The sequence below is a fragment of the Streptomyces sp. NPDC030838 genome (assembly GCF_055572035.1).
The window spans coordinates 955,987-982,672 of sequence record NZ_JBVIED010000001.1; the positions used below are offsets into that span (position 1 = coordinate 955,987).

At 72.9% G+C, this 26,686-nt stretch carries 20 protein-coding genes; 14 read left to right on the forward strand and 6 right to left on the reverse strand.

Going from position 1 to position 26,686, the window contains the following annotated elements:
• Window positions 1-31: 31 nt before the first annotated feature.
• From ACZ42A_RS04285 to ACZ42A_RS04295, 3 genes are all read right to left on the reverse strand, one after another.
• Window positions 32-796, reverse strand: coding sequence for a glucose 1-dehydrogenase (locus ACZ42A_RS04285; RefSeq protein ID WP_468525592.1), 765 nt, complete (start codon window positions 794-796; stop codon window positions 32-34).
• Complete coding sequence (gene car / locus ACZ42A_RS04290; RefSeq protein ID WP_468526132.1) at window positions 786-4,337, reverse strand: carboxylic acid reductase; 3,552 nt, start codon at window positions 4,335-4,337, stop codon at window positions 786-788. Before car ends, ACZ42A_RS04285 begins: the two co-directional genes overlap by 11 nt.
• 149 nt (window positions 4,338-4,486) lie before the next feature.
• Window positions 4,487-5,395: a quinone oxidoreductase family protein gene (locus ACZ42A_RS04295; protein WP_468525593.1), complete on the reverse strand. Its 909-nt coding sequence runs from the start codon at window positions 5,393-5,395 to the stop codon at window positions 4,487-4,489.
• A 206-nt stretch (window positions 5,396-5,601) separates the two neighbouring features.
• Between ACZ42A_RS04295 and ACZ42A_RS04300 the strand changes: the two genes are divergently transcribed.
• Window positions 5,602-6,318 carry a ScbR family autoregulator-binding transcription factor gene (locus ACZ42A_RS04300; protein WP_468525594.1) on the forward strand — a complete coding sequence of 239 codons (717 nt, stop codon included), beginning with the start codon at window positions 5,602-5,604 and terminating at the stop codon, window positions 6,316-6,318.
• A gap of 470 nt (window positions 6,319-6,788) precedes the next feature.
• Here the strand turns inward: ACZ42A_RS04300 and ACZ42A_RS04305 are convergent, their stop codons facing one another.
• Together ACZ42A_RS04305 and ACZ42A_RS04310 are read right to left on the reverse strand one after the other, a co-directional pair.
• The gene (locus ACZ42A_RS04305; protein WP_468525595.1) at window positions 6,789-7,583 is read right to left on the reverse strand and encodes an aminotransferase class IV family protein; all 795 of its coding nucleotides are present in this window, start codon (window positions 7,581-7,583) and stop codon (window positions 6,789-6,791) included.
• A gap of 83 nt (window positions 7,584-7,666) precedes the next feature.
• Complete coding sequence (locus ACZ42A_RS04310) at window positions 7,667-8,293, reverse strand: TetR/AcrR family transcriptional regulator (RefSeq protein ID WP_468525596.1); 627 nt, start codon at window positions 8,291-8,293, stop codon at window positions 7,667-7,669.
• Between the two features lie 203 nt (window positions 8,294-8,496).
• Here ACZ42A_RS04310 and ACZ42A_RS04315 point away from each other — a divergent pair, with 203 nt between their 5' ends.
• Window positions 8,497-9,993 carry an MFS transporter gene (locus tag ACZ42A_RS04315; RefSeq protein ID WP_468525597.1) on the forward strand — a complete coding sequence of 499 codons (1,497 nt, stop codon included), beginning with the start codon at window positions 8,497-8,499 and terminating at the stop codon, window positions 9,991-9,993.
• A gap of 107 nt (window positions 9,994-10,100) precedes the next feature.
• Here the strand turns inward: ACZ42A_RS04315 and ACZ42A_RS04320 are convergent, their stop codons facing one another.
• Window positions 10,101-11,006: a ScbA/BarX family gamma-butyrolactone biosynthesis protein gene (locus ACZ42A_RS04320; protein WP_468525598.1), complete on the reverse strand. Its 906-nt coding sequence runs from the start codon at window positions 11,004-11,006 to the stop codon at window positions 10,101-10,103.
• Window positions 11,007-11,136: 130 nt separating this feature from the next.
• Between ACZ42A_RS04320 and ACZ42A_RS04325 the strand changes: the two genes are divergently transcribed.
• The 12 genes from ACZ42A_RS04325 (at window position 11,137) to ACZ42A_RS04380 (ending at window position 26,684) form a co-directional block, all read left to right on the forward strand.
• Window positions 11,137-11,787, forward strand: a complete 651-nt coding sequence (locus tag ACZ42A_RS04325; RefSeq protein WP_468525599.1) for a ScbR family autoregulator-binding transcription factor — start codon at window positions 11,137-11,139, stop codon at window positions 11,785-11,787.
• 106 nt (window positions 11,788-11,893) lie between these two features.
• A complete protein-coding gene (locus ACZ42A_RS04330; protein WP_468525600.1) occupies window positions 11,894-13,042 on the forward strand; it encodes an IS701 family transposase in 1,149 nt (382 codons plus the stop codon).
• Between the two features lie 168 nt (window positions 13,043-13,210).
• The gene (locus ACZ42A_RS04335) at window positions 13,211-14,431 is read left to right on the forward strand and encodes an IS701 family transposase (protein WP_468525601.1); all 1,221 of its coding nucleotides are present in this window, start codon (window positions 13,211-13,213) and stop codon (window positions 14,429-14,431) included.
• Window positions 14,432-14,768: 337 nt separating this feature from the next.
• Window positions 14,769-15,971, forward strand: coding sequence for a 3-deoxy-7-phosphoheptulonate synthase (locus ACZ42A_RS04340; protein ID WP_468525602.1), 1,203 nt, complete (start codon window positions 14,769-14,771; stop codon window positions 15,969-15,971).
• Between the two features lie 191 nt (window positions 15,972-16,162).
• Complete coding sequence (locus tag ACZ42A_RS04345; RefSeq protein WP_468525603.1) at window positions 16,163-16,822, forward strand: isochorismatase family protein; 660 nt, start codon at window positions 16,163-16,165, stop codon at window positions 16,820-16,822.
• A complete protein-coding gene (locus ACZ42A_RS04350) occupies window positions 16,819-18,729 on the forward strand; it encodes an anthranilate synthase family protein (protein ID WP_468525604.1) in 1,911 nt (636 codons plus the stop codon). Before ACZ42A_RS04345 ends, ACZ42A_RS04350 begins: the two co-directional genes overlap by 4 nt.
• A 94-nt stretch (window positions 18,730-18,823) precedes the next feature.
• Window positions 18,824-20,104 (forward strand): 3-phosphoshikimate 1-carboxyvinyltransferase, encoded by a 1,281-nt coding sequence (aroA, locus tag ACZ42A_RS04355; RefSeq protein ID WP_468525605.1) that lies wholly within the window; start codon window positions 18,824-18,826, stop codon window positions 20,102-20,104.
• On the forward strand, window positions 20,101-21,285 hold the full coding sequence (aroC, locus tag ACZ42A_RS04360) for a chorismate synthase (protein WP_468525606.1): 1,185 nt from the start codon (window positions 20,101-20,103) through the stop codon (window positions 21,283-21,285). Before aroA ends, aroC begins: the two co-directional genes overlap by 4 nt.
• Entirely contained in the window at window positions 21,282-21,797 is a 516-nt protein-coding gene (locus ACZ42A_RS04365) for a shikimate kinase (RefSeq protein ID WP_468525607.1), read from the forward strand. Before aroC ends, ACZ42A_RS04365 begins: the two co-directional genes overlap by 4 nt.
• Complete coding sequence (gene aroB, locus ACZ42A_RS04370) at window positions 21,794-22,882, forward strand: 3-dehydroquinate synthase (RefSeq protein WP_468525608.1); 1,089 nt, start codon at window positions 21,794-21,796, stop codon at window positions 22,880-22,882. Before ACZ42A_RS04365 ends, aroB begins: the two co-directional genes overlap by 4 nt.
• A gap of 96 nt (window positions 22,883-22,978) precedes the next feature.
• Window positions 22,979-23,728, forward strand: a complete 750-nt coding sequence (locus ACZ42A_RS04375) for a FadR/GntR family transcriptional regulator (RefSeq protein WP_468525609.1) — start codon at window positions 22,979-22,981, stop codon at window positions 23,726-23,728.
• A 64-nt stretch (window positions 23,729-23,792) separates the two neighbouring features.
• A complete protein-coding gene (locus tag ACZ42A_RS04380; RefSeq protein WP_468525610.1) occupies window positions 23,793-26,684 on the forward strand; it encodes a helix-turn-helix transcriptional regulator in 2,892 nt (963 codons plus the stop codon).
• The last annotated feature ends 2 nt before the right edge of the window (window positions 26,685-26,686 follow it).

The window sequence follows — 26,686 nt, forward strand, 5'->3', positions numbered from 1 at the left end:
CGTCCGGCTCCGCGTCCTGGAGCGGTGTCCGTCACTGGTTGACGAAGCCGCCGTCCACGGGCAGCACCGTTCCGGTCAGGAACGGGCAGCGGTCGCTCAGCAGCCAGGCCGCCGCGGCGGCTATCTCCTCCGGCTCGGCCGTACGGCCCTGCGGTGTCATCGAGTTGACCGTCTGCTCCAGGCCCGGGTTGCGCCGGAACCAGTCCTCGGTGATCTCGCTGCGGGTGGTGCCCGGGGCCACCGCGTTCACCCGGATGCCCTGCTGGGCGTACTCGTCGGCCGCCGCCCTGGTCAGGCCGACCACCGCGTGCTTGGCGGCGATGTACGGCGCGGCGGCGGGGATCGCCACCAGCCCCGCCACACTGGAGTTGTTGACGACGGCGCCCCCGCCGTGCCGCAGCATGGCGGCGATCTCATGGCGCAGACAGTTCCAGACGCCGCGGACGTTGACGTCCATGACGGTGTCGTACACGTCGTCGGTCATCAGGTGCAGCGGAGTGCGGTCCCCGCCGATGCCGGCGTTGTTGAACGCCCCGTCCAGCCGCCCGTACTCGGTGACGGCGAACTCGACGGCCCGGGCCGCGTCGTCCGCGACGGCGACGTCGCAGACGACGTGCGCGGCCTCGGCGCCCTTCGCCCGCAACTCCTCGGTCAGCCGCGCCAGTCGGTCCGCCCTGCGGGCGGCGAGCACCACCGTCGCGCCCTCCTGGGTGAACACCCTGGCCGCGGCGGCGCCTATGCCGCTGCTCGCTCCGGTGATCAGGACGACTTTCCCGGCGAGAAGATCACTGTTCATGCCGTGTGCCTACCACAGGCCGCAGCAGGGCCTTGAGGTCCGCCGCATACTTCGCGACAAGATCGCGGGTGAGGCTCGGGATGTCCCGGTGGGCGCCGATCCCGCCGGCCCGGACGGCGGCGCGGAAGCGCTCGGAGGGGATGACGGATCCGGGCACCGGCTCCTCGGGCTCCTTGAAGCCGTGCAGGATGGGCAGCGCGGCGTACTGCCGCCGGTCCTCGGGCAGGGCGCGCATCGCGGCCTCGAACCGGATGTACCAGTCGGCGTAGTCGTCGACCCGTTCGATGCGGTGCCCGGTTTCCGTCAGCCAGTCGACGAAGGTGTCGAGGGAGACACCGTCGTCGTTCGGGTTCACCAGGCTGAACGTCCGGTACCCGGCGCCGGCCCCGCCGCGGCCGCCCAGGGCGACGACGGCCGCGGCGGTGAAGTCGACGGGCAGACCGTCGTAGTGGGCCCGGGCGCCGTCGGCGCGGTAGAAGCTGCGCGGCGCGATGCCGGTGGCGAGGACGCTGAACAGCAGACGGCTGAACATGTCGGGGACGTTCAGCTGTCCGCCGTACCGGCTGTGCGCCAGGATCATGTTGGACCGGAAGGTGGTCACCGGCAGCCCGCACAGGTCGTGCGCCTCCCGCAGCAGCACCTCACCGGCCCACTTGCTGGTGGCGTACCCGCCGGCGTAGCCCCCGTCGACCGGCAGCGCCGGCATGGCCTCGCGGACGTCGGAGTCCTCGTCGAGGGCGGGCTGCCCCGGGCGGGCGTTGGCGACGGCGACGCTGGAGATGTAGGTGAACGGCTTCATCCGGCGGGTGAGCGCCAGCTGGATCAGTTCGGCGGTGCCGACCACGTTGGCGTCGAACAGGTGCGGGTAGGGCAGCACATGGTTGACCAGGGCGCCCGCGTGGACGATCAGGTCGACCTCGTCGGCCAGCCGGTCCCAGGTCGCCTCGTCCAGCCCGAGCCGCGGCTCGGCCATGTCGCCGGCCAGCACCTCCAGACGGCCCGCGGCGAGCTTCTCGTAGGTGCGGACCAGCTCCGGGTCGCCGCTGTCGAAGGCCGCGTCCAGGCGGCGCCGGGCCGCGGCAGCGTCCTTCCCGCGCACCAGGGCGATCAGCCGGCCGCCGGCCGGAGCCAGCTCCTCCAGCCACCGGAGAGCGAGGAACCGGCCGAGGTAGCCGCTCGCCCCGGTCAGCAGCACGGTCCGCGGCGCGCCGTGCGCACGGGGCAGCGCCGGCGCGTCGGTGAGGATGCGCGCGTCGATGAACTTGTCCAGGGTGAGGTCCTTGGCCTGCACCTCGGTGACGCCCGCGCCGTGCACCGAGGCGAACGCGGGCCGGTCGGCGGACTCCCCGCGCCTTGCCTCGATGTGCTCGGCGAGATGCCGCAGGTCGTAGGCGGGGCTGATGACCATGTCGACCGGCACCCGCACGCCGAAGGTCTCCTCCAGCAGGGTGGCGAAGGACACCGCGGACAGCGAGTCCCCGCCCAGGTCACGGAAGTGGGCGCCGGGGCTCACCTCGGCGGCCGATCCGGCCAGCAGCGCCCGCGCGGCCCGCTGCACCGTCTCCAGCACCGGCCGGTCGGCGCCCGCGCGGCGGATCTCCCGCAGCTCCTCGTCCTCACGGCGGGCGGTGTCGGCGTAGAGCCGTTCCAGCCGCTCGCCGTACCGCTCCACCAGCCGGGGCCACAGCAGCTTGCGGTGGTCCGAGAGCAGGCCGTTGGCCTGGCTGAACGGTTCGGTCTCCAGGAGGACGTCGCGGGGAATCTCGTACGAGTTGAGCCCGGCCTCCTTGGCCAGCTCCTGGAACGACTCGCTCAGCCGCCGCTTCAGCTCCTGCTCGTCCGCGCCGAACTCGCGCCGCGCGTCGGGGGTGGGGACGACCACGGCGAGGAGATACGACCGCTCGCTGTTGCCGTACACGAAGATCTGCCGGACCAGCGGGCTCGCGGCGAAGACGGCCTCCAGCCGGGAGGTGGCCACGAACTCCCCCTGGGACAGCTTCAGGACGTTCTTGCGGCGGTCCACGATCGCGATCCGGTCGGGGCCCAGCTCCGCGACGATGTCACCGGTCTTGTAGTAGCCGTCCTCGTCGAAGAGTTCCGCGGTCAGCTCCGGCTGCTTGTAGTAGCCGGGGATGATGGCGTCGGTCTTCAGCAGGAGTTCGCCGCGCGGGTGGGGCGAGTCGGTGCGGAAGTAGCCGAGTTCGGGCACGTCGGCGAGCTTGTAGTCGACGACCGGCGGGCGCAGCAGCACCCCGTCGACGGAGACCCCGGCGGCCTCCGTGGAGCCGTAGACGTTGTGCAGCTCCAGGCCCAGCAACGACTCGGTGAACGCGGTCAGTTCGGCGGAGAGCGGGGCGGAGGCGCAACTGGCCCAGGTGACCCGCCCGCCGAGGACGTTCTCCCGGATGTCCGCGCGCACCTCGGCCTCGGCCGCCTCCCGGCCGGCTCCGGCGGCGACGCGCCGGTCGACCTCGCTGCGGAACCGCTGGTGGAGCATCTCGCACACCCGGGGCACCAGGGAGAGTTCGGTGGGCCGGGCCAGGGCGATGTCCTCGAAGAACGTCGACAGATCGCTGCTCGCCGTGAAGTAACTGGTGCCGCCGCGGACCATGGTGGCCTTCAGCGAGGAGTGCCCGGCGACATGGCTCATCGGCATGTAGTGGAAGGTGACCGCGTAGGTCTCGTCGAACAGCTTCGCCCAGGCGCCGCCCCACATGGCGCCGGCCAGCCGCTCGGTGTACATGGCGCCCTTCGGGGTGCCGGTGCTGCCGGACGTGTAGATGAGCATCGCCAGCGGATCCTCGCCCTCGGGCGCGGTGAACAGCGGGGCCTCGGGCAGGATGGTGCCCCGCTCGACGAGGGCGGCGAGGGGGTCCACGACGACGTCGGGGCGGGTCTCGGCCAGGCGTGCGCAGGCCGCGGCGAAGGTCTCGCGATGGTCGTCGGCCTCCGGGTGGAAGTCGAAGACCACCAGCCGCCGCACCGACGCGTTGTCGCGTAACAGGTCGACGGCGGCGTCCAGCCGCTCCAGGCTCGTCGCCACGACGAACGGCTCGGTCTCCGCGACGATCGACCTCAGCTGGGCCGGCGCGGCGCTGGTCTGCAACGGCACGGCCACGGCGCCGAGATGGACGCACGCGAGGTCGATCGTGGTGTAGTCGCGGCTGGTGAAGCCGAGGAGGGCGACGCGCGCGCCCGCGCTCAGCGGATGCCTCGGGTGGTGGTGCCACTCGCTCGCCACGGCCCGGACCCGCGCCCACAGGTCGCGGTAGCTGGTCGTCTCGTAGCGGGGCAGCAGCCGGATCGCGGTCCGGCCCGTCTCGGCGTCCCGGGTGAACTCCTTCACACGTTCGCCGATGGCGGGCCGGTCCGCGTGGCGCTCCATGACAGATTCCACCACTTGCGCAAGTCGCATTCTGGGTCTCCGCGTCGCATGATTGGCCGACTTCAGGGCTGGGGAATCGGACGGCCGGGGTGCGCGCGCCCATGTCTGCCCGTCGGGGCGGCGCCGCGCGTCTCGGGGGCCGCCGCCGGTGCGGATCGGCCCCGTGCCGTTTCCAGCTCGTCACCCGATGCTAGGCACAGCCGAACGGGATCCCCGAGCACGCGACCGACGATCTGTCAGGTCGCCGGGACGATCCGTCAGGTCGGCCGCGGGATCCGTCAGGTCGGTCGGGAGACCCGCTGTGATCAGGGGCGCAGCACGACCTTGCCGGTCGTGCGCCGGGCCAGCAGGTCCTCGTGGGCACGGCGGGCCTCGGCCAGCGGATACGCCGGGTGCACCACCGGCCGCAGCCGGCCTCGCGCGGTCAGGTCGAGGAGTTCCTTCAGGGGCTCGGTGAAGGCGCCGGGCTCGGCCAGGGTGGGACGCAGCCAGAAGCCGACGACGGCGGCGTTCAGCCGGCTGAGCCGGGCCGGGTCGACGGGGGTGAAGCCGGTGCGCGCGGAGTTGCCGTAGCTGACCAGGCGTCCGCCGGAGGCCAGGGAGTCCAGGGCGCGGTCGAACAGCTCACCGCCGACCGCGTCGAGGATCACGTCGGCCCGCTCGGGCAGCGGGTGGTCGACGGCGGCGTCCGCGCCGAGATCCAGGGCGAGCTGCCGCTTCTCGGGCGAGGAGGCCTGCGCCCACACCCGCCCGGCCCCGAACTCCTTGGCCAGCTGTACGGCGAGACTGCCGACGCCGCCGGCCGCGGAGTGCACGACCACGGTCTCGCCGGAGCGCAGCCGGGCCGCCGTCCGCAGCAGATGCCAGGCGGTCAGACCCTGCACCAGCAGGGCGAGAGCCGCCCCCGCGTCCAGCTCCTCGGGGATCTCCACGAGCGCGGACCGCTTGGCCACCGCCTGTTCCGCGTAGCCGTGGGAGACCTTGGCCAGCACCCGCCTCCCGTCCTCGGTGCGGCCGACGACCTCGCTGCCGGGGATGTGCGGCAGCTGGTCGGCGGCGAGGTAGGAGCCGTCCACCTGATGGGTGTCGGCGTAGTTCACCCCGGCGGCCTCGACGGTGATCAGGACCTCGTCCGGGCCGGGCAGCGGGGCGGGGACGTCGACGACGGTGAGTACTTCGGGACCGCCGAAGCGGTCGAACCGTATGGCGATCATGACAGGCACGATATCCCGCCAGGGTCGGTAACGTGCCGTCCATCTCCCGTTGCCGACGTGGTAAGAGTGGAGCGGTGCACGGGGATGTGCGCCCGCGATTCCGCCGTGGCCGGTGCCCGGCGTCGCCGCCCGGCACGCCCGCGTGCGGGTCACCGATCCTCGCCCACCACTCCCCCCTCCCTCCCTCAACCGGAGTGCGCATCGTCATGCAGGACCGTGCCGCAAAGACACGTCGACTACTGATCCAGTCCGCCGCCGAGGTCTTCGACCGGGCGGGCTTCGCGGGATCATCCATCGGACAGATCTGTGCCCTGGCCGGGGTCAGCCAGGGCGCCCTGCACTTCCATTTCCGCAACAAGCAGGCCCTCGGTGAGGCGGTGGAGTCGGCCGCGGCCGAGATCCTGCGCTGTCTCATCGCGCAGGATCCGGCCCTTCACCCCGCCCCGCTCCAGCTGCTCGTCGACACCTCGCACCGGCTGGCCCGGCGGGTCTCCCAGGACCCGGTGCTGAGAGCCGGTTTCGGCCTCGCGCACGACGCGGCCTGGCACAGCGGGTCGATCCTGTGGCCGCTGTGGCGGGACTGGGTGCGCGGGCTGCTCACGGTCGCCCGGCGGCAGGGCAGTCTGGCCCCCGGCGTGGATCTCGACGACGCGGTCTCCGCCGTCACGGCGGTGCTGGCGGGAGTGGCAGGGCTGGAACGGGACCGGGCCTCCGCGCCGTCCCGGTCGCCGGTCACCCCGTTCTGGCGTCTGGTGCTGCCGCAGCTCTCCGCGGAGGGGGTACGTGGCCGGATCGACGCGTCCGGCAGCCGCGTCACCCTGGCCGGCGAACCGCCGGTGGAGACCTGGCGGTTCGACGGCTGGCCGGTCCCCGATGGCTGTGCCACCGCGCCGACCGAGCGGGAGATCTGCTGCGTCCCCTAGGGCGCCTGTGGTCCGGATCGGGATCGGGCCGGCGTCGCGGGGGGCCTGCGGTTCACGGATCACCGTCGCGGGCCCGCTGCGGCGGCGACTGAGGTCACGGGTCCGCAGCGGCGGCGGCTCAGGTCACGGGCCCGCAGCGGAGGCGGCTCAGGTCACGGGCCCGCAGCGGAGGCGGCTCAGGTCACGGGCCCGCAGCGGCGGCGACTGAGGTCGCGGGCCCGCTGCGGCGGCGGCTCAGGTCGCGGATCCGCAACGGCGGCGGCTCAGGTCACGGGCCCGCTGCGGAGGCGGCTCAGGTCACGGGCCCGCCGCGGCGGCGACTGAGGTCGCGGGCCCGCTGCGGAGGCGGCTGAGGTCGCTGCCGCCTTCGTCCGCCCTCCAGGTTTCCAGGTGGTCGAGACGCGGCAGGCCACTCCCCCGTGCCCCTCAGGTGCCGTCGCTCGCGGTCGGCCCGGCCCGGCGGGCGGGTGCTACAGGGCGACGAGCGGCTCGGCCTCGTAGGCGCGGTGCAGGAGGGCCACGAAGTCGGGGGCCTCGGGCAGGGGCACCGCGCCGATCCGGTGCACCGCGACGCCGGGCGTCCAGGAGTTCATCACGGCCGCGCCCGCCAGCTCCGGCAGATCCGCGACCCGGACCTCCCGGACGCGCTGGCCGACGCCGAGGTGCTCCAGCCGCCTGCGGACGACGCCCATGGTGACCCCGCCGAGCATGCCGGCCGCCGGCCACACCACGGAAGAACCGTCCCAGAAGGCCAGGTTCCAGATCGAGGCCTCGCTCAGCCGGCCCCGGCGGTCGGTGAAGGCGACGTCGTCGTGGCCCTCGTCGACGGCGCGCCGCAGGAAGTACGTCTTGGCCGGTTCGCCGACGTGCTTCACCCACGGCAGGAACCGCTCGTGCTCCACCACCGCCAAGGCCAGCGGACCCCGCGGGCCGGAGGCGGGCGGGGCGGTACGGATGAGCAGTTCGGGTTCCTCGTCGGGCGCGGACACGGTGAACTCGCCGGACGGTGAATAGACGGTCGCCGTCAGCGAGAGATCGGCCGGGCCGTCGGCCAGGGCGGCGCGCAGCCAGGACCGTACCCGGTCGTCGGGCAGGGCCCGGCCGAAGAGTTCGGCCGAGCCGTGCCGCAGCCGTTCCAGATGCAGGTCGAGGCCGCGCACCCGGCCGTCGCGCACCTGCATCGCGGTGAAGTGGGCGTATCCGGCGAAGGCGAGCGGGGCCAGGTCGGCCGCGGTGGCCGGCCGCTCGTTGCGCCTGGTGTTCATCGAATGCGTGGTCGTCATACCGTGCCAAACGACCCGGCTCCCGGACAGACACCCAAATACCGCCCGGCAGCCGGGTGTTCGGTTCAGCCGCGCGCCACGGCCGGAAAGGTCCGCACGGAACGGGGCTCCGCGTGGCCCGACTTGGCCCGCAGCGCACGCTGCTCCATACCGTCGAGCAGAGTCTCCAGCCCCATCTCGAAATCCTCTTCCGTGGCCCTCAGCGGGGACTGTTCCGGCTTGTCCCCGCCGGGCAGCAGTTGCTGCGCCACATGCTGGATGCACACGCCCTGCACATACGACCACACGGCGATCGAGAAGGACCGCGCCAGGTCGGGGTCGTCGGTGAGGCCGGCGAGCGCGTCCACCATCCAGTCGAGGCACGAGGTGTCCGAGAAGTGCCGGGCGGAGCTCGATGTCACCAGCGCCCAGGGGTGTTTGCAGTACACCTCCCAGTCGAGCCGCGCCGCGAGCCGCATCGCTTCCCGCCAGTCCGGCGGCGCGGGTTCGGGATAGGGGTGTTCGTCACATGCCGCCTGGGTGATCGCGGTGAGCAGCGCGTCCTTGTTCGCCACGTGCCGATAGAGCGACATGACGCCCGAGTCGAGCTCGGTCGCAAGGCGTCGCATCGAGAGCGCGGCGACACCCTCGGCGTCGGCGATGCGCACGGCGGCCGCCACGATCGCGCCCCGTGACAGGCCTGGTGAACTCACGTGCCTGCCTTGTGTCTTGATGGCCATGGGGTAGTATACCCAGCAGCTTGCGTACAACGTACGCACCCATTTCGCGTACGATGTACGCCACGTCTCGCGTACTATGTACGCACCCTGATCGCGTACGACGTACGCCGGGCATTTCGCGTACGCCGTATGCAGCGTTCGAACTTCTTCGCACCTTCTCCTGAAAGGTTGCCCCCGTGACTTCCCTCGACTTAGTCGCGGAGCGTGCCGACCGACGGGCCTGGCTGGGCCTCGTCATCGTGCTCGGCCCGGTCGCACTCGTCGCGATGGACGGCTCCGTCCTCTATCTCGCGATGCCGAGCATCACGTCCGCGATCACGCCAAGTACCGATCAGGCACTGTGGATCCTGGACATCTACGGATTCGTGGTCTCCTCCCTGCTCATCGCCTTCGGTAACCTCGGCGACCGCTACGGCCGGCTCAAGTTCCTGCTGAGCGGCGCGATCGTCTTCGGTCTCGGCTCGGTCGGTGCCGCCTTCTCGCCGAACCCCGAAGTGCTCATCGCCTGCCGCGCGCTGATGGGCCTCGGCGGCGCGACGCTGCTGCCCTCCGGTCTGGCGATCATCAGCAGCCTCTTCCACAACCCGAGGCAACGCTCCCAGGCCATCGGCATCTTCGCGGCGACCTTCGCCGCCGGATTCGCCGTCGGACCGGTGCTCGGCGGTCTGCTGCTCAGCCGGTTCGACTGGGGTGTGGTCTTCCTCATCAACATCCCCGTCGTCGTGCTGTTCCTCGCCTTCGCGCCGGTGCTGCTGAAGGAGGTGCGCACCACCAACCCCGGCCGCGTCGACGCCCTCAGCGTCGCCCTGTCCGCCGTCGGCATCCTGCTGGCCGTGTACTCGGTCAAGTCGGCCGCGGCGGAGGGCTTCTCCTCGACGCAGGCCGTCACCGGCGTCGTCGGCCTGGCGGTCCTGGTGTGGTTCGTGCGGCGGCAGCTCACGCTGGAGTACCCGCTCCTCGATCTGCGGCTCTTCAAGGACCATGTGTTCACCGTGGCGATCCTCACCGGCCTGCTGTCGCTGGTCGCGTGGGCGGCCGCCGGCTATCTCACCGGTGTGTACCTCCAGTCGGTTCTCGGCTACACCGTGCTGACGGCGGCCCTGCTGGTGCTCCCGGGCGCGGCCGTCCTCACCGCCGCGTGCATCGGGGCCAGCGGTGTGGTCGAGCGGATCGGCATGCGGTCGGCGCTGATCGCCTCGCACTTCTTCATGGGAGTCGGTCTGCTGCTTCTGCTGCTGACGACCACCGAGCACGGTGTGGCGGCGTTCATCGCCTCCTCGGTCGTCACCGGCGTCGGCTACGGCTTCTCCTTCAGCCTGGTCGCGGACACCGCCGTCGCGGCGGTGCCGGCCGAGCGCGCCGGCTCGGCCGCGTCGCTCGCCGAGATGAGCAACGAGCTGGGCAACGCCCTGGGCATCTCACTCCTCGGTTCGCTCGCGGCCCTGTGGTTCCGGCTGACCGGGCCCGACGTCGCGGGCACGCTCAACGAGACGCTGGACACGCCCGGTCTGGCCGCCGGCACGGTCGCCGAGGCCAAGGACGCCTTCCTCACCGGTATGCACGTGGCGATCGGTGTGGCGAGCCTGCTCTGCCTGGCCCTGGGCGTGCTCGCCCTGCGCTGGGTGCCGAAGGAACAGCCGGCGGAGGCCGAGAAGGTCGCGGTCACGCAGTAACACACGGACACTCCCCCGCCTCGCGGTCCGGCCCCTTCCCCCAGGGGCGGCCCGCGGGGCCGTGTCGTTGCCGCCGGCGACCGCCGCGAGGGACGGCACACGCGGTGTCAGCCGACGACTCGACCCGGCTTCAGCCCGTCCGCCCGGAAGTCGACCCGGAAGGCGGCTTCCCCGCCCTGCGTTCCGGTGACCCGCACGGAGCCGGGCTCGGGCAGCGGCTCGGCCTCGATCCAGCAGGGCTGGTCGAACTCGACGTACCGCCGGTACACGGCGTCGAGACGGCCGGGTGTGAAGGCCGCCGGAGACGTCAGGGCGCGCGCCGCCTGGTCGGCGGCCTCCAGCAGGACCAGGCCCGGCACATGGTCGACGGGATGGTCGAAGAGCAGATGGTTGCCGGGGTCGTTGCGCAGCAGCCAGCGGTTCGGCCGGTCCCCGGCGGCCAGCACCACGTCCGCGGCGCAGGGGCGGCCGGCCAGCCGGGCGTCCACCGGCTCCGGCAGCGGCCAGGCCCCCCAGTCGACGCCGCGGCGGGCGCCGCGGACCCGCTCGTACACCCGCTCCGAGATCCAGGCGAACTCGCTCTCGGCACGGGCCACGGTGACCCCGTCCCGGAGCACGTGGAAGGTCATGTGCAGCGCGTTCGTCGTACGGCGTCGGCCCCCGCTCTCCGACACGGTGACCCGCACCTCCAGGGCCGTCGCGCTGCCTCTGGGTATGCGCAGGCCGGGGGCGACGGTGATGCCCAGGGTGCTCAGCATGGTCTGGTGGCCGAGCGGCACGTCGTAGGCGGCGTGCGCGACGATCAGGCCGGTCTGGCGGACCGTCTGCGCGAGGATGCGCGGGTCGTACGGCAGATCCCCCTGTACGGCCGGCCACCTGACGCCGAGCGAGATCTCGTGCGCGGTCAGGCGTTCCCAGCCGGTGACGAGTAAGTACTCCTCCCGCTTCAGATGGGCGTAGGCGCCCAGCAGCGCCGGAGCGGACGGAGCCGGGTCGACAGCGACGTCGTACAACGTTCCCCCTGAGTCAATGGGTCAGATCACACTCAGTACGCTGTTAAAGTACCGGATCTCCGTTCGGTTTTGGCCATGAGCAAGTGTGAACCCAAGCACGGGTCAAGGGCGTTGTCGTGGGAGGCGCTGCGTGGGGAGGCAGGAACGGGCGGTCCACACCCGGAGGGTGATCCTCGAGACCGCCGCCGAGATGTTCAACGAGTTCGGGTACGACGCCACCACCATCGGCGGGCTCATCGAGCGGACCCGGCTCACCCGCGGCGGCCTGTACTTCCACTTCGCCTCGAAGGAGCAGCTGGCGCGGGCCATCCTCGACGAGGCGGCGGCGCTGGACCGGGTGCCGGCGCAGGCCCTCAAGCTCCAGGAATGGGTGGACCTGGCGCTGCTGCTCGCCTACCGGCTGCCCAGGGACCCGCTGCTCGGGGCCACCGTCCGGCTGTCGGTCGACCTCCGGGCGCGCCGGTTGTTCGGCAGCCGGTGGCCCCAATGGGTGTGCGCGGGCGAGACGTTGCTGACCGAGGCCAAGGAGCGGGGCGAACTGCTGCGCCACGTCGAGCCGTCGGAGGTGGCGCGGTTGCTCGCCGGGGCCTGGACCGGCATCCAGCTGATCACCGAGACGCTGCCCGGCGGCGATCTGTCCGAAGAGGTGTCGGCCTTCCTGGAGTTGATCCTCCCCAACGTCGCCCGCTCGGGCGTGCTGGCCAAGCTGGACACCTCCCCTCACCGGGCCGAACTCCTGCTCTCCGGCCGCCGGGACGACGACGCCCGTCCATCGCCCTGAGGCCGGTCCACCCCGGCACGGATGGCGCAAATGTGCGGTTCCCCCTGGCCAACCCCGTATAAAGAAACAGGACGTCAGTCCTTTTTCGCTGGCTCGGGGGGCGACTTTGGGGAACTTTCGGGAGCATGGGGACGGGGCGGGAGCAGGCCCGGCGGCGGCCCTGGACGCGGAGGCCTGCCGACGGCTGTTCGGATCGCTGCACCGCAACGGCCAGCGACTGAAGGCCGAGCAGTACGTGCGCGGGCTGCTGTCCGTGCGGGGGCGCAAGACGCTGCGCAACCTCGCGGCGCAGTTCGACGGCCCGGCGGCGCAGCAGAGCGTGCACCACTTCATCAGCACCTCGCCCTGGGAGTGGCTGCCGATCCGGCACGCCCTGGCCCGGCAGGCACAGCGGGCCCTGGCACCGGAGGCGTGGGTGATCGGCGCGACGCTGATCCCCAAGGCCGGTCCGCACTCCGTCGGCACCGATCCGCAGGCCACCCCGATGGGAACCGTCTACGGCCAGCAGGCGGTGGGGACCTGGCTGGCCTCGGAGCGGTCGGCGGTGCCGGTCGACTGGCAGCTGCGCCTGTCCACCCGCTGGACGGCCGATCCGCTCCGGCAGCGGGCCGGTGTCCCCGCGGACGCCGGGCTCGGCACCGTCGAGGAGTGCGTGCGGCGGGCCGTCGCCGGGCTGATGGACATCGGGGAGATGTCGCGGCTGCCGGTGGTGGTGGACGTCGCGGAGCTGGACGGCGTCTCGGTCGCGCGCTTCCTGTTGTCCACCGGGCTGCCGTTCGTGGTGCGGATCAGCCCGGCGGCGCCGGTGCGGATCGACCGGTCGGAGCTGCCCAACTACGGCGACCTGCTGCGCAGCGCGGGGGAGCTGGCCGAGTCCCTGCCGCAGCTGCGGCAGCAGGTGAACCCCGGTGACGGGGGCACGACGGCCGTGGCGGTGCCCGTGCTGATGTCGCCGTCGCGGCAGGACGCGATGACCCTGCTGGCGGAGTGGCGTGCCGGGCGGCGCGCCGACCGCCGGCTGTGGCTGACCAACCTCGACGCCTCCGGTCTGGTGCCGGCACTGCGGCTCACCCGGCTGCCCGGCGTGGTCGCCCGGGACTTCGCCGAGATATCCGACGCCGTGGGCCTGCGGGACTTCGCGGGGCGGTCGTTCCCCGGCTGGCACCGGCACATCACGCTGGCCTCCGTGGCCCATCTGGTCGCCGCCAGCGCGCGGGGAGACGCCCGGTGCGCCCGCGTCGGGGTTCCGGAGTGATGTCACCCACATCAACGGGACTACCGTTCGGTAACTTGACACTCTCACCCGGCCGGTGATGACTCACTCACCCCTTCGCCCCTTACTCTCGGCCCGGGCTTCACCCAGCACCCATGTGTTCACCACGGATGTGCCACAGCACGGGTAGGACCGGTAGTTAGGAGATTCATGCTCAGCCTCGACCTGCGTCCCACGACCGCAGCACGAGGGACACCCCCCACCCCCCTTCCGTCCGGCTCCCATGACGCCGTCCTCACCGAGATCTCCTCGGTCCTCTTCACCTCACTGTCGCGAAGCGACCAGTGCAGAAAGGCCATGCAGTACTTACGCGGTCTGCTCGAGACGCAGGGCCGCAAGTCCATACGCAACATCGCCGCGCTGCTCGGCGAGCAGGTCTCCGAACAGAACCTCCACCACTTCATCTCGGCCTCCACCTGGGACTGGAAACCCGTCCGCCAGGCGCTCGCCCGCCATTGGATCGGCGTCGCCCCACCGCGGGCGTGGGTGGTCCAGCCGGTCATCATCCCCAAGACCGGGCGGCATTCGGTGGGCGTCGACAAGCACTTCTTCCCCACCCTGGGCCAGGTCCTGAACGCCCAGCGCGCGATCGGTGTGTGGGCCGCCTCGGACCACACGAGCGCCCCGGTCAACTGGCGTCTCCATCTGCCGCAGACCTGGCTCCAGGACGAGCTGCGACGCAGCCAGGTGTCCATCCCCGACGGGGTGCCCGTGGAGACGATGAGCGAATGCGTGGTCGAGGCCTGCCAGGAGGCGGTGACGCGCTGGCGGCTGCCGGTACGGCCGCTCGTGCTCGACTCCTGCGAGGTGCACGCCGTCCCCATCTTCGAGCGGCTGCACGCCGCGGGCCTGCCGCTGCTGGTGAGCGTCTGCGAGGACCAGCCGCTCACCGTGGCCGACCCGGCCGTGCCCGGCTCCGGCCGGGGGCCGCTGACCGCCGAGCAGATCATGATCATGGCCAGGGGCCTGCGCCGGCCCGTGGTGGCCGGGGGCCACGCTCCGGGCACGGCGCCACGGACCCACTGGGCCGCCACCGTGCGGGTCGCCGGGCTGCCGAACCTGCCGGGGTCGTCCCCGGCGTCGTCCCCGGGGCCGTCCTCGGGACCTGGCGAGGTGCTGCTGCTCGGGGTCGGCGACGAGGGCGGGCACTGGCCCGCCAAGCTGTGGCTGACCAACCTCAGCACCGCGCCGCCGGCCTCCCTGGTGCGGCTGAGCATGCTGGCCGACCGGGTCGACCGGGACTTCACGGAGATCGCCGACCGGGTGGGCATCCGGGACTACTCCGGGCGGTCCTTCAGCGGCTGGCACCGTCATGTGACCCTGGCCTCGGCCGCGCACGCGGTCGTCGCCCTCGCGCAGAACGCTCGGTGAACCGAGCCTGAGCGTCCGTTCCGCCGGTCCTTTCGTGTGCGCTCGTACGCGCACCTGTGTACCGGGAACATTGCGGGAAATCGACCGGCACACTGCGGCCGGCCGACGTCATTGTGTCCGCCCCGACCTGACATATCGACGACCACTTGACGGATTCCGCGTCACCTGACGGAGTACCGCCCACCTTGTTGGTGGCGTCGCGGATTCCATCGGACGATCAGTGTCGCCACCGGGGGATTCCGGCTTTCGGTCCGCTCTTCCGACCCCCTCCCCCTCATTCTTCTTCCCCCTTTTGCGTCCCGTATCGCCGTACGCCTCATCGCGATTGGAGAAACCAGTGGACAACGCTCTGCTCGATATTCGATATGAACAGGCGTTGCAGCAGCCACCGTGGGAGGACGAGGCGCAGGTGCTGCGGGTGCGGAAGGAACTCGCCGCGCGGCCCGCGCTCGTCGACGCCGAGGACGTGCGCACACTGCACTCCATGCTGGCCCGGGTGGCCGCGGGCGAGGCCCATGTGGTGCAGGCGGGCGACTGCGCGGAGGACACCGCCGAGTGCACCCCGGGCTATGTCGCGCGCAAGGCGGGCCTGCTGAACATGCTCGCCGGGTCGCTGGAGATGGACACCTCCCGGCCGGTGGTGCGCGTCGGCCGGATGGCCGGCCAGTTCGGCAAGCCCCGGTCCCGGCCGACCGAGCGGGTCGGCGACCTTGAACTGCCGGTCTACCGCGGCCACATGGTGAACAGCCCGGAGCCCGACCCGGAGCTGCGCCGCCCCGACCCGCTGCGGCTGCTGTCCGGTTACGAGGCCGCCCGCGACGTCATGGGATACCTCGGCTGGCTCGGCGCCCCCGGAGCGGCCCGTATCGGCGCTCCCGTCTGGACCAGCCATGAGGCGCTGCTGCTGGACTACGAGGTGCCGATGCTGCGCCGGCAGGCCGACGGGCGGCTGCTGCTCACCTCCACGCACTGGCCGTGGATCGGCGAGCGGACCCGGCAGCTCGACGGTGCCCATGTCGCCCTGCTCGCCGAGGTGATCAACCCGGTGGCCTGCAAGGTCGGCCCCGGTATGACGGTCGACGAGCTGCTGGCCCTGTGCGAACGGCTCGACCCCGGGCGGGAGGCGGGCAGGCTCACCCTCATCGCCCGGATGGGCGCCGGGACGGTCGCCGAGCGACTGCCCTCGCTGGTGGCGGCCGTACGCGCCGCCGGGCACCCGGTGATCTGGCTGACCGACCCCATGCACGGCAACACCGTCAGCACACCGGACGGCCTCAAGTCCCGCTTCGTCGAGACGGTCACGCGCGAGGTGGACGAGTTCCAGCACGCGGTCGCCGCGGCGGGCGGTGTCGCGGGCGGACTCCACCTGGAGACCACCCCCGACGACGTCACCGAGTGCGTCCGCGACACCTCCGAGGTCGGCCTCGTCGGCACCCGCTACACGAGCTTCTGCGACCCGCGCCTCAACCCGGCCCAGGCCCTGTCCGTGGTCTCGGCCTGGTGGATGACGGGCCGCCGACCGCAGCCGGCCGCGGCGTAGACCGGCACACCGCCGCACGCGGGCGGCCGCCAGGCCGCACAGGCCGGCACAAGCCGCACAGGCCGCACGGCTGCCGCACGGGCGGCCACCGAGGCCGTACGTCGGTCCCAGGGGCCGCCACTCAGGCCCCACGCCCACCCCCACAGCCTTCGCCCAGGGCCCACAGCCCTTCGCCCGAGGAGAGGAAAGTCATGGCGGGCATACCCCCCATCGAGCCGTATCCGCTGCCGTCGGCGGACGATCTGCCCGGCAACACCGCCCGGTGGTCCGCCGATCCGGACCGCGCGGTGCTGCTCGTCCACGACATGCAGCGCTACTTCCTGCGCCCGTTGCCCGCGTCCCTGCGCGACCCGCTCGTGCGCAACGCCGCCCTGCTGCGCGAGCGCGCCGTCGCGACGGGCATGCCGGTCGCGTACACCGCGCAGCCCGGCGGCATGACCGACGAACAGCGCGGTCTGCTGAAGGACTTCTGGGGTCCCGGCATGCGCGTCGACCCCGCGGACCGCGAGGTGGTCGAGCCGCTGACGCCGGGGCCGGACGACCGGGTCTTCACCAAGTGGCGCTACAGCGCCTTCTTCCGCTCCGGGCTGCTGGACTGGATGCGCGAGCAGGGCCGCGACCAGCTGATCGTGTGCGGTGTGTACGCCCACGTCGGCGTGCTGATGACCGCCGTCGAGGCCTTCACCCACGACATCCGGCCGTTCCTCGTCGCGGACGCGGTCGCGGACTTCTCCGCCGAGCACCACCGGCAGGCCGTCGAGTACGCCGCCCAGCGCTGCGCCGTCGTCGCCACCACCGACACCGTCCTCGCCCAGCTGGGCGCCCCCACCACGGCGGGAGCCACCGTATGACCGCGCCCGCCGACCTCCTCGCCCGGGTGCTGGCCCCACACCCGCCCGCCTTCGCCCTGCTGCACCGCCCGGAAGCCGGCGGCGCGGACACCGTGGACGTCCTGCTCGGCGACATCTCCACCCCGGCGACCCTGGCCGACGTGCCGCTCCCCGGGCAGGCGCAGCCCGCCGGCGGCCCCCGGCACGAGCTGCTGACGCTCATCCCCTACCGGCAGATCGCCGAGCGCGGGTTCGCCGCCCCCGACGACGGCGAACCGCTGATCGCGATGACCGTCACCGAGCAGGCCCCACTCCCCCTCGACGAGGTGCTGCGCCGGCTCCCGGACGTGCCGATCGAGCTCTCCGGCGGCCACTTCGACGTGGACGACGACACCTACGCCGACACGGTCCGCCGGGTCATCGCCGACGAGATCGGCACCGGCGAGGGCGCGAACTTCGTCGTCAAGCGCTCTTTCGTCGCCGACATCACCGGCTACACCCCGCACAGCGCGCTGTCGTTCTTCCGCCGGCTGCTGCGCGGCGAATCGGGCGCCTACTGGACGTTCGTCGTGCACACCGGCGACCGGACCTTCGTCGGGGCGACCCCCGAACGGCACCTCAGCCTCTCCGGCGGCACCGCCGTGATGAACCCGATCAGCGGCACCTACCGCTACCCGCCCGCCGGGCCCGCCCTGCCCGAGGTGCTGGACTTCCTCGCCGACCGCAAGGAATCCGACGAGCTGTACATGGTCGTCGACGAAGAGCTGAAGATGATGGCCCGGATCTGCGAGGACGGCGGCCGGGTCGTGGGACCGTATCTCAAGGAGATGGCGCGGCTCGCGCACACCGAGTACTTCATCGAGGGCCACAGCACCCGCGACCCGCGCGAGATCCTGCGCGAGTCGATGTTCGCCCCGACGGTCACCGGCAGCCCGCTGGAGAGCGCCTGCCGGGTCATCAGCCGCTACGAGCCCGAGGGCCGCGGCTACTACAGCGGCGTGGTGGCCCTCATCGGCCGCGACGCCGACGGCGGCCGTGCCCTGGACTCGTCCATCCTGATCCGCACCGCCGACATCGACGCCACGGGCCGCGTACGGATCGGCGTGGGCGCCACCCTCGTCCGCCACTCCGACCCGGCCTCCGAGGTGGCCGAGACCCGGGCGAAGGCGGCCGGGCTGCTCGCGGCACTCCAGACCGATGCCCCGGCGGCCGGGACGGCGTCCGCCGCCGTGCGCTTCGGCGACCACCCGGACGTACGGGCGGCCCTCGAGCGGCGCAACGCCACGCTCGCCGGCTTCTGGCTGGCCGCGGACACCGGCCGGACCCGGCCCGCGCCGGATCTGGCGGGCAGCCGGGTGCTGGTGGTGGACGCCGAGGACACCTTCACCTCGATGATCGACCACCAGCTCCGCTCGCTGGGACTCGAGGTGACGGTCCGTCGCTTCGACGAGCCCTACTCCTTCGACGGCCACGACCTCGTCGTCATGGGCCCGGGTCCCGGCGATCCGCGCGACATCGCCCACCCCAAGATCGCCCATCTGCGCTCGGCGGTCGACACCCTGCTGGCCGAGCGGCGGCCGTTCCTCGCCGTCTGCCTCAGCCACCAGGTGCTGAGCATGCGGCTCGGCTTCCCGCTGGTCCGGCGGGAGGTGCCCAACCAGGGCGTGCAGCAGGAGATCGACCTCTTCGGCACCCGCGAACGGGTCGGCTTCTACAACACGTTCGCCGCGCGCAGCACCGAGGACAAGGCCGACTGCGAGGGCGTGGGCGTGGTGGAGGTGAGCCGCGACCAGGAGACCGGTGAGGTGCACGCCCTGCGCGGTCCGCACTTCGCCTCGATGCAGTTCCACGCCGAGTCGGTGCTCACCGAGGACGGCGTACGCCTCGTCGGCGCCCTGATGACCGAGGTGCTGGGCGCCCGGCTGTGAATCACGCGGGGGCGGCCGCCGTACGCGCCGGCCGCCCTCGGCACGATTCGCCTGACAGTTCGCCTGACAGTTCGCTTGATAGGACGACTAGCCCATGCACGCGGACGATCCGCTCCCCCGCACCGCCCGTATCCCCGGCTCGAAGAGTCTGACCAACCGTGCGCTGCTGCTCGCCGCGGCGGCGCCCGGCACCAGCCGGCTGTGGGCCCCGCTGGTCAGCGACGACACCGTGGCCTTCCGCACCGCCCTCACCGACCTCGGCCTCCCGGTGGACGCCGGGCCGGAGGACGTCTACTGGGACGTCACGGGAACCGGCCGCGGCCCGACCGGGCGGGCGACCCGGGTGTGGTGCGCCGACGCCGGGACGGCGGCGCGCTTCCTGCCGCCGTTCGCGGCCACCGGCGACGGCACCTTCCTCTTCGACGGCTCCGAGCAGCTGCGCGCCCGACCGCTGCGGCCCCTGCTGGACGCCCTCGGCCTGCTCGGCGCCACGGTCGGCACGGCGGACGGCACCCTGCCGGTGGAGGTGACCGCGGCCGGGCTGGACGGCGGCCGGATCGTGGTCGAGTCGTCGATGAGCAGTCAGTACCTGTCCGGACTGCTGATGGCGGCCCCGCTGATGCGGCACGGCCTCGAGGCCGACGCCCGCTCGCTGGTCAGCCGCCCGTACGTCGACATGACCCTCGCCCTGATGCGGCGCTACGGCGCGCAGGTCGAGGCGTCGGCGGACCGTATCAGCGTCCGCCCCGGCCACTACCGCCCCACGGACCTGGCCATCGAGCCGGACGCTTCCACCGCGTCGTACTTCTTCGCGGCCGCCGCGGTCACCGGGCGCGCCGTCACCGTGCCCGGCCTGGGCACCGGCAGCCTCCAGGGGGATCTGCGCTTCGTGGACGTGCTGGCGAAGACCGGGGCGCGCGTGCGGGTCGAGGCGGGCGCCACCACCGTCAGCGGCGACGGACTGCTGCGCGGCGGCTTCGACGTGGACATGGGCGAGATCTCGGACACCTTCATGACCCTGGCGGCGATCGCACCCCTCGCCGACGCCCCCCTCACCATCCGGGGCATCGGTCACGCCCGGCTGAAGGAGTCGGACCGGATCGAGGCGGTGGCGTCCAACCTGCGCGCCTGCGGAATCCGGGTGGCGGAGGGCCCCGACTGGATCACCGTCCACCCCGGCCGCCCGGCCCCGGCCCGGATCTCCTGCCGCCGCGACCACCGCATCGCCATGTCGTTCTCGGTGCTGGCGCTCGGCTCGGGGGTGCCGCTGGAGCTGGACGATCCGGGCTGTGTGGCCAAGACGTTCCCCGGGTTCCACGCCGAGTTGCACCGGCTGTTTCCCGACATCCCCGCGAGCAGTGAGGAGCGGCAGTGAGCAGGTTGCGGTGGCTGACCGGAGGAGAGTCCCACGGTCCGGCGCTGGTGGCGGTCCTGGAGGGCCTGCCGGCGGGCGTGCCGGTCAGCACGGAGATGGTGGCGGATCACCTGGCGCGGCGGCGGCTCGGCTATGGGCGCGGCGCGCGGATGAAGTTCGAGCGGGACGAGGTCACCTTCCTCGGTGGTGTCCGGCACGGGCTGACTCTGGGTTCGCCGGTGGCGGTCATGGTGGGAAACACCGAGTGGCCGAAGTGGGAGCAGGTCATGGCGGCCGATCCGGTGGATCCGGAGGTGCTGGCGGGCCTGGCGCGCAACGCGCCGCTGACCCGGCCGCGCCCCGGTCACGCCGACCTGGCGGGGATGCAGAAGTACGGCTTCGACGAGGCGCGGCCGATCCTGGAGCGTGCGTCGGCGCGGGAGACGGCGGCGCGGGTGGCGCTGGGCGCGGTCGCGCGGTCGTACCTAAGGGAGACGGCCGGGATCGAGATCGTCAGCCACGTGGTCGAGCTGGCCTCCGCGAAGGCCCCCTACGGCGTTTACCCCACCCCGGCCGACGTGGAGAAGCTGGACGCGGATCCGGTGCGGTGTCTGGACGCGGATGCGTCGAAGGCGATGGTCGCGGAGATCGACCAGGCGCACAAGGACGGTGACACGCTCGGTGGTGTGGTCGAGGTGCTGGCCTACGGCGTGCCGGTGGGCCTGGGCTCGCACGTGCACTGGGACCGGCGCCTGGACGCCCGTCTCGCGGCCGCCCTGATGGGCATTCAGGCGATCAAGGGTGTCGAGGTCGGGGACGGTTTCGAGCTGGCCCGGGTGCCGGGGTCGAAGGCGCACGACGAGATCGTTTCCACGGATGAGGGCATCAGGCGGGTCACGGGGCGTTCCGGCGGCACCGAGGGCGGTCTGACGACGGGTGAGCTGCTGCGGGTGCGGGCGGCGATGAAGCCGATCGCGACCGTGCCGCGGGCGTTGCGGACGGTGGATGTCGTCACCGGCGAGGCCGCGGCGGCACATCACCAGCGTTCGGACGTGTGTGCCGTGCCGGCCGCGGGGATCGTGGCGGAGGCGATGGTGGCGCTGGTCCTCGCGGACGCGGTGGCGGAGAAGTTCGGTGGCGACAGCGTCACCGAGACCCGCCGCAACATCACCGCGTACCTCGACCATCTCCCGATCCGATGACCGGCCCGCTGGTCGTGCTCGTCGGCCCGATGGGGGTGGGCAAGTCCACCGTCGGGCAGCTGCTCGCCGAGCGGCTCGGGGTCGGCTACCGGGACACCGACGACGACATCGTCGCCGCCGAGGGCCGAGCGATCGCCGACATCTTCGCCGCGCACGGCGAGCCCCGTTTCCGCGCCATCGAGAAGCGGGCCGTACGGTCGGCCCTCGCCGAGCACGACGGCGTCCTGGCGCTGGGCGGCGGCGCGATCCTCGACCCGGACACCCGCGTGCTGCTCACCGAACACCCCGTCGTCTGTCTGTCGATGGAGCCCGAGGAGGCGGCCCGGCGCATCGCGCTGAACGCCGACCGCCCCCTGCTGGCGGTCAACCCGCAAGACCAGTGGCGGAGGCTGATGGAGGCCCGCAGGCCGCTCTACACCGAGGTCGCCCGCGCCCTGGTCGCCACCGACGGTCTCACCCCCGCCGGGGTCGCCCGAGCAGTCCTGGACGCACTGGAGCTGAAACACGTATGACGACACGCATCCACGTCGGCGGCACCGATCCCTACGACGTCCTGATCGGTCGCCAGCTGACGGGCCGGCTCCGCCAGTTGATCGGCGTAAAAGCGACTCGCGTGGCCGTGATCCATCCTGAGGCGCTGGCCGAGACGGGGGAGGCGCTGCGCGCCGATCTGGCCGGGCAGGGCTTCGAGGCGGTGGCGATCCAGGTGCCGAACGCGGAGGAGGCCAAGACCGCGGAGGTCGCCGCCTACTGCTGGAAGGCGCTGGGCCAGTCCGGGTTCACCCGCACCGATGTGATCGTCGGCGTGGGCGGCGGTTCCACCACCGACCTGGCCGGGTTCGTGGCCGCGACCTGGCTGCGCGGGGTGCGCTGGATCGCCATCCCGACCACCGTGCTGGCGATGGTCGACGCGGCGGTGGGCGGCAAGACCGGCATCAACACCGCCGAGGGCAAGAACCTCGTCGGCTCCTTCCACCCCCCGGCCGGCGTCCTGTGCGACCTGGCCGCGCTGGACTCTCTCCCGGTGCACGACTACGTCTCGGGGCTCGCGGAGGTGATCAAGGCCGGGTTCATCGCCGACCCGGTGATCCTGGACCTGATCGAGGCCGACCCGGAGGCGGCGCGCACCCCGGCCGGTCCGCACACCGCCGAGCTGATCGAGCGGTCGATCCGGGTGAAGGCGGAGGTGGTCTCCTCGGATCTGAAGGAGACCGGTCTGCGGGAGATCCTCAACTACGGCCACACGCTGGGCCACGCGATCGAGAAGAACGAGCGGTACACGTGGCGGCACGGCGCCGCCGTGGCCGTCGGCATGCACTTCGCCGCCGAACTCGGGCGAATCACCGGCCACTTGGACGACGCCACCGCCGACCGCCACCGCACCATCCTGGAGTCGGTCGGACTTCCTCTGCACTACCACCACGACCAGTGGCCCAGCCTCCTCCAGGCCATGAAGGTCGACAAGAAGTCCCGCGGCGACCTGCTGCGCTTCATCGTCCTGCACGGACTCGCCAAGCCCGCAGTCCTGGAAGGACCGGACCCGGCGGACCTCCTCGCCGCCTATGGCGCGATCGCCAACCCCATTGGCCGGACGTGAACTTGTCGTGCCCGACGACATTGACTAGCCTGATGTCAGTTGTCAGACAACCAATGACAACACGACAACACATGACATCACCAAGGGGACTGCCCTATGGCTCTGCGCCCGATCGCCCGGCCCTCGACGGCCCGCGAGGTCATCGCGCTGCTCCACAAGGAGCTGGCCGACGGCGCCTGGCCCATCGGTTCCCGCATCCCCTCCGAGACGGAGCTGGCGGCCGAGCTGGGCGTGAGCCGCCCCACCATCCGGGAGGCCATCAGCGCGCTGGTGCACACCGGGATGCTTCAGGCGCAGCGCGGCAAGGGTGTCTTCGTGCGCTCGGTGTCCGACCCGGCGCCGATGCTCCAGAGCATCGAACTCGCCGATGTGCGCGATGTGTTCGAGGTGCAGCTCTGCTTCGACGTCCAGGCGGCCCACTCGGCGGCCCGGCGCCGTACCCCGGAGGACATGGCACGCCTCTGGGAGCTGCTGGAGGCGCGACGGGAGGCGGCCGGGCGGGACGACTCCGAGTTCGGCAAGCGGGACGCCGCGCTGCACCTGGCCGTCGTGGAGGCGGCGCACAATGTGACGCTCGCCGAGTGCTACCGCTTCTTCGTCGGGCGGCTGCAGGAGAGCCTGGATCTGTTCGCCGGTGAGGACACGCACCTGGAGTGCGGCATCGAGGCCCACGCGGCGCTCGTCCAGGCCATCGAGGACCAGGATTCCGAGGCCGCCGCCGCGGCGGCGCGGTATGTCGTCCAGACGAGTCTGCACGCCCTGGAGGGGCTGCTGGCGGTGCGCGCGGCCGAGCCGGAGCCGCAGCCGGTGCCCCGGGCCCGCGGTCGGGCGCGGCCCGGTGGCTGACCGCTCGCGCGGCGGTAGCGGCGGCGTGCAGATGTGAGGCGGCAAGACAGGGAGGAAACACTCCATGCCGGCACCTGGGGACCAGCGTCTCGTCGGGCGCGAGCGGGAACGGGCGGCCTTGCGGTCCGCGCTGGACGCGACGGCGGCGGGGAGGGGTTCCCTGCTGGTGTTCCACGGTCCGTCCGGGTCGGGCAAGTCCCTGCTGCTGCGCACGGCCGGGGAGCAGGCCGCGCGGCGCGGCATGACCGTGTCGACCGCCCGGCTCGCCCGGCTCGACCAGCACTCGGCGATGGCCCCGCTGCTCGCCGCGCTGAGCGCGGGGCCGCGTCCGGTCGTCAGTGCCGTCCAGGCGGAGTCGCTGGCCGCGTTCGCCGACCGGCCGACGCACTGGAGCCGGCTGATCGACCTGCTGCAGCGGCTGATCGAGCGGCGGGCCGCCGGCTCCCCGCTGGTGATCGTCCTGGACGATCTGCAGTGGGCGGACCAGCTGACCCTCGCCGCCCTGGAGACCCTGCTGCCCCGGCTCGCCGGGCTGCCGGTGCTGTGGCTGGCCGCGTACACCGACTTTCCCGTCGTACGGCCCACCCGCGAAGCCCTGGACCGGCTGCTCGCCGCGCACGCCGAGGTGGTGCCGCTGTCCGCGCTGGACGAGACGGCGGCCGGGGAGCTGGCGGCCGGACTCCTGGGCGCGGCGCGGCCCGAGGACGTACGGCGGGTGGTGGCCGCGACGGGCGGCGTCCCCTCCCTCATCGAGCGCCTGGTGCACCTGCTCCGTGAGGAGGGGCGGATCCGGGCCGAGGACGGTGCGGTGCGGGTGCTGGGCGCGCATCCGCCCGCCGATCTGGCGCGGGCGGCCGCCCCGGTGCTGTCCGGGGTCTCCCAGCAGACGCGGGAGCTGTTACAGGTCGGCGCGGTGCTGGGGCGGCGTTTCTCGCTGCGCGAGGCGGCGGCGCTGACCGGCAGGTCGACGATGGAGCTGGCGACGGCCGCGCAGGAGGCAGCGGCGGCGGGCCTGCTGGAGGACGACGGCACCGCGTTCCGCTTCCGGGCCCCGCTCGTTCACCAGGCCCTGCACGACGGCCTGCTCGGCCCCGTGCGCCGCGCGCTGCACGCGGAGGCGGCGCGGCTGTGCGACGCGGAGGGCCGCCCCTGCCCGGAGAGCATCGCGCATCTGATCCTCTCCGGCACGGAGGAGGACCTGGAGCAGGGCGTGGCCCACCTGGAGTGGCTGCGGCAGCACGAGGACGCCGTGCCGCGCCGGGAGCAGGAGGAGCTGCCCCGGACGCTGCTGGCACATCTGCGCCGGTACGAACCGCTGGCGGCCGGGCCGGTGAAGACGGCGGTACGGCTGCTGCTGGCCACCGGGCAGACCGGCCCGGCCCACCGGCTGCTCGACGCGGCGCTCGCCTCGGCGGGCCGGGAGACCGACGCCGAGGCCGCCGCGTTCGCCGAGCTCGTGGAGGTGCTGCTGCGCCTGGGGCACGCGCATGACGCGCTGCGGCATCTCCGGCGGGCGGCGAAGGGCGCGCCGCCGCCCGCCCGCCGCCGGGCCTGGTTCACGCTGCTGGAGGCCCGCTGTCTGCTGGCGTACTCCGGGGACGACACCGCCCGGGTCGCCGCCCTGGCCCGGTCCGCCGTGGGCGTGGCCCGGCGCACGGACGACCGGGCTTCGGCCTCCCTGGGCACGGCGCTGCTCGCCGTGTGCGCCCAGCGCGCCGGCGATGTCACCGAGGCGCTGCGGCTGGCCGGCGAGGCGGTGGCGGCCGGGCCGTCCGGCACGGAGCGCAGCTTCGGCTGGGAACGGGCGGTGCCGGCGCTGATCCTCAGCTCGGCGGGGCGCCCGCTCGACGCCGCCGAGGTGCTGAAGGCCTGGCGGGACGGCACCAGTGAACAGGGCTGGGTGTGGGCGGCCGCGCGCTGGCATCTCGCCCGGTCCGTGCAGCTGTGGCACTGCGGACGGCTGGAGGACGCCGAGCACGAGGCGCGGGCCGGTGTGGAGGCCTGCGAGCGGTTCGCGGACCCCGGCACCCGTACGGCGCTCAAGGCCATGCTGGTGCTGCTGGCGACCGTGCGCGGGGACCTGGAGCGGGCCGCCGCGCACCTGGAGCCGCCCGCCGGCGCGCCGTCCGGTCTCGCGGGCGGCTTCGCCGCGTTCGCCGCCGCGCTGCACCTCGACGCGTCGGGCGATCCGGAGGCGGCCGTACGGCAGTTGGCGGACGTGTGGTCCGATCCGGGGCGGCACACCTGGTTCCTCGCCGCCGATCCGCTGGCCCTGCCGCACCTGGTGCGGATCGCGCTGCGGACCGGCGCGCACGAGCAGGCCGCGGAGGCGGTCGACCTGGCCCGCCGGCTCGCCCGGCGGAACCCCGCCGTCACCCCGCTGGCCGGGGCCGCCCTGCACGCCCAGGGCCTGTACCGCGGCCTCGCCGCCCCGCTCCACCGGGCGGTACGGGCCTTCCGCGGCGGGTCGCACCCGCTGGCGCTGGCCTCCGCGCTGGAGGACGCGGCCGACGCCACCCGGGCGCAGGGCGAGCCGCTGCGCGCGACCGAGATGCTCCAGGAGGCGCAGCGCATCTACGTGGCGGCCGGGGCCGGGCTGGGCGCGGAGCGCGTCCGCCGCCGCGCCCGGTTCTCGCCCGGTGGGATCGTCCGGGACGTGCCCGGCGGTGCGCGGGCGCTGCCCGGACCGGCCGCGCGGCCCGCGCCGCAGCCGGTGGACGGCACGGCGGCCGACTGGGACAGCCTCACGCCGTCCGAGGTACGGGTCGTACGCCTGGTCGCCGAAGGGCTGACCAACCGGGAGACCGCCCAGCGGCTCGCGGTGTCCGCGCACACGGTGGACTCCCATCTGCGCCGCGCCTTCGCCAAGTTGGGCGTGTCGCGGCGGGTGGAGCTGGCCCGCTATGTGCTGGCGCACAGCCCGTCCGGGCAGGTTCCGGCGCCCACCTCGAAGTGACG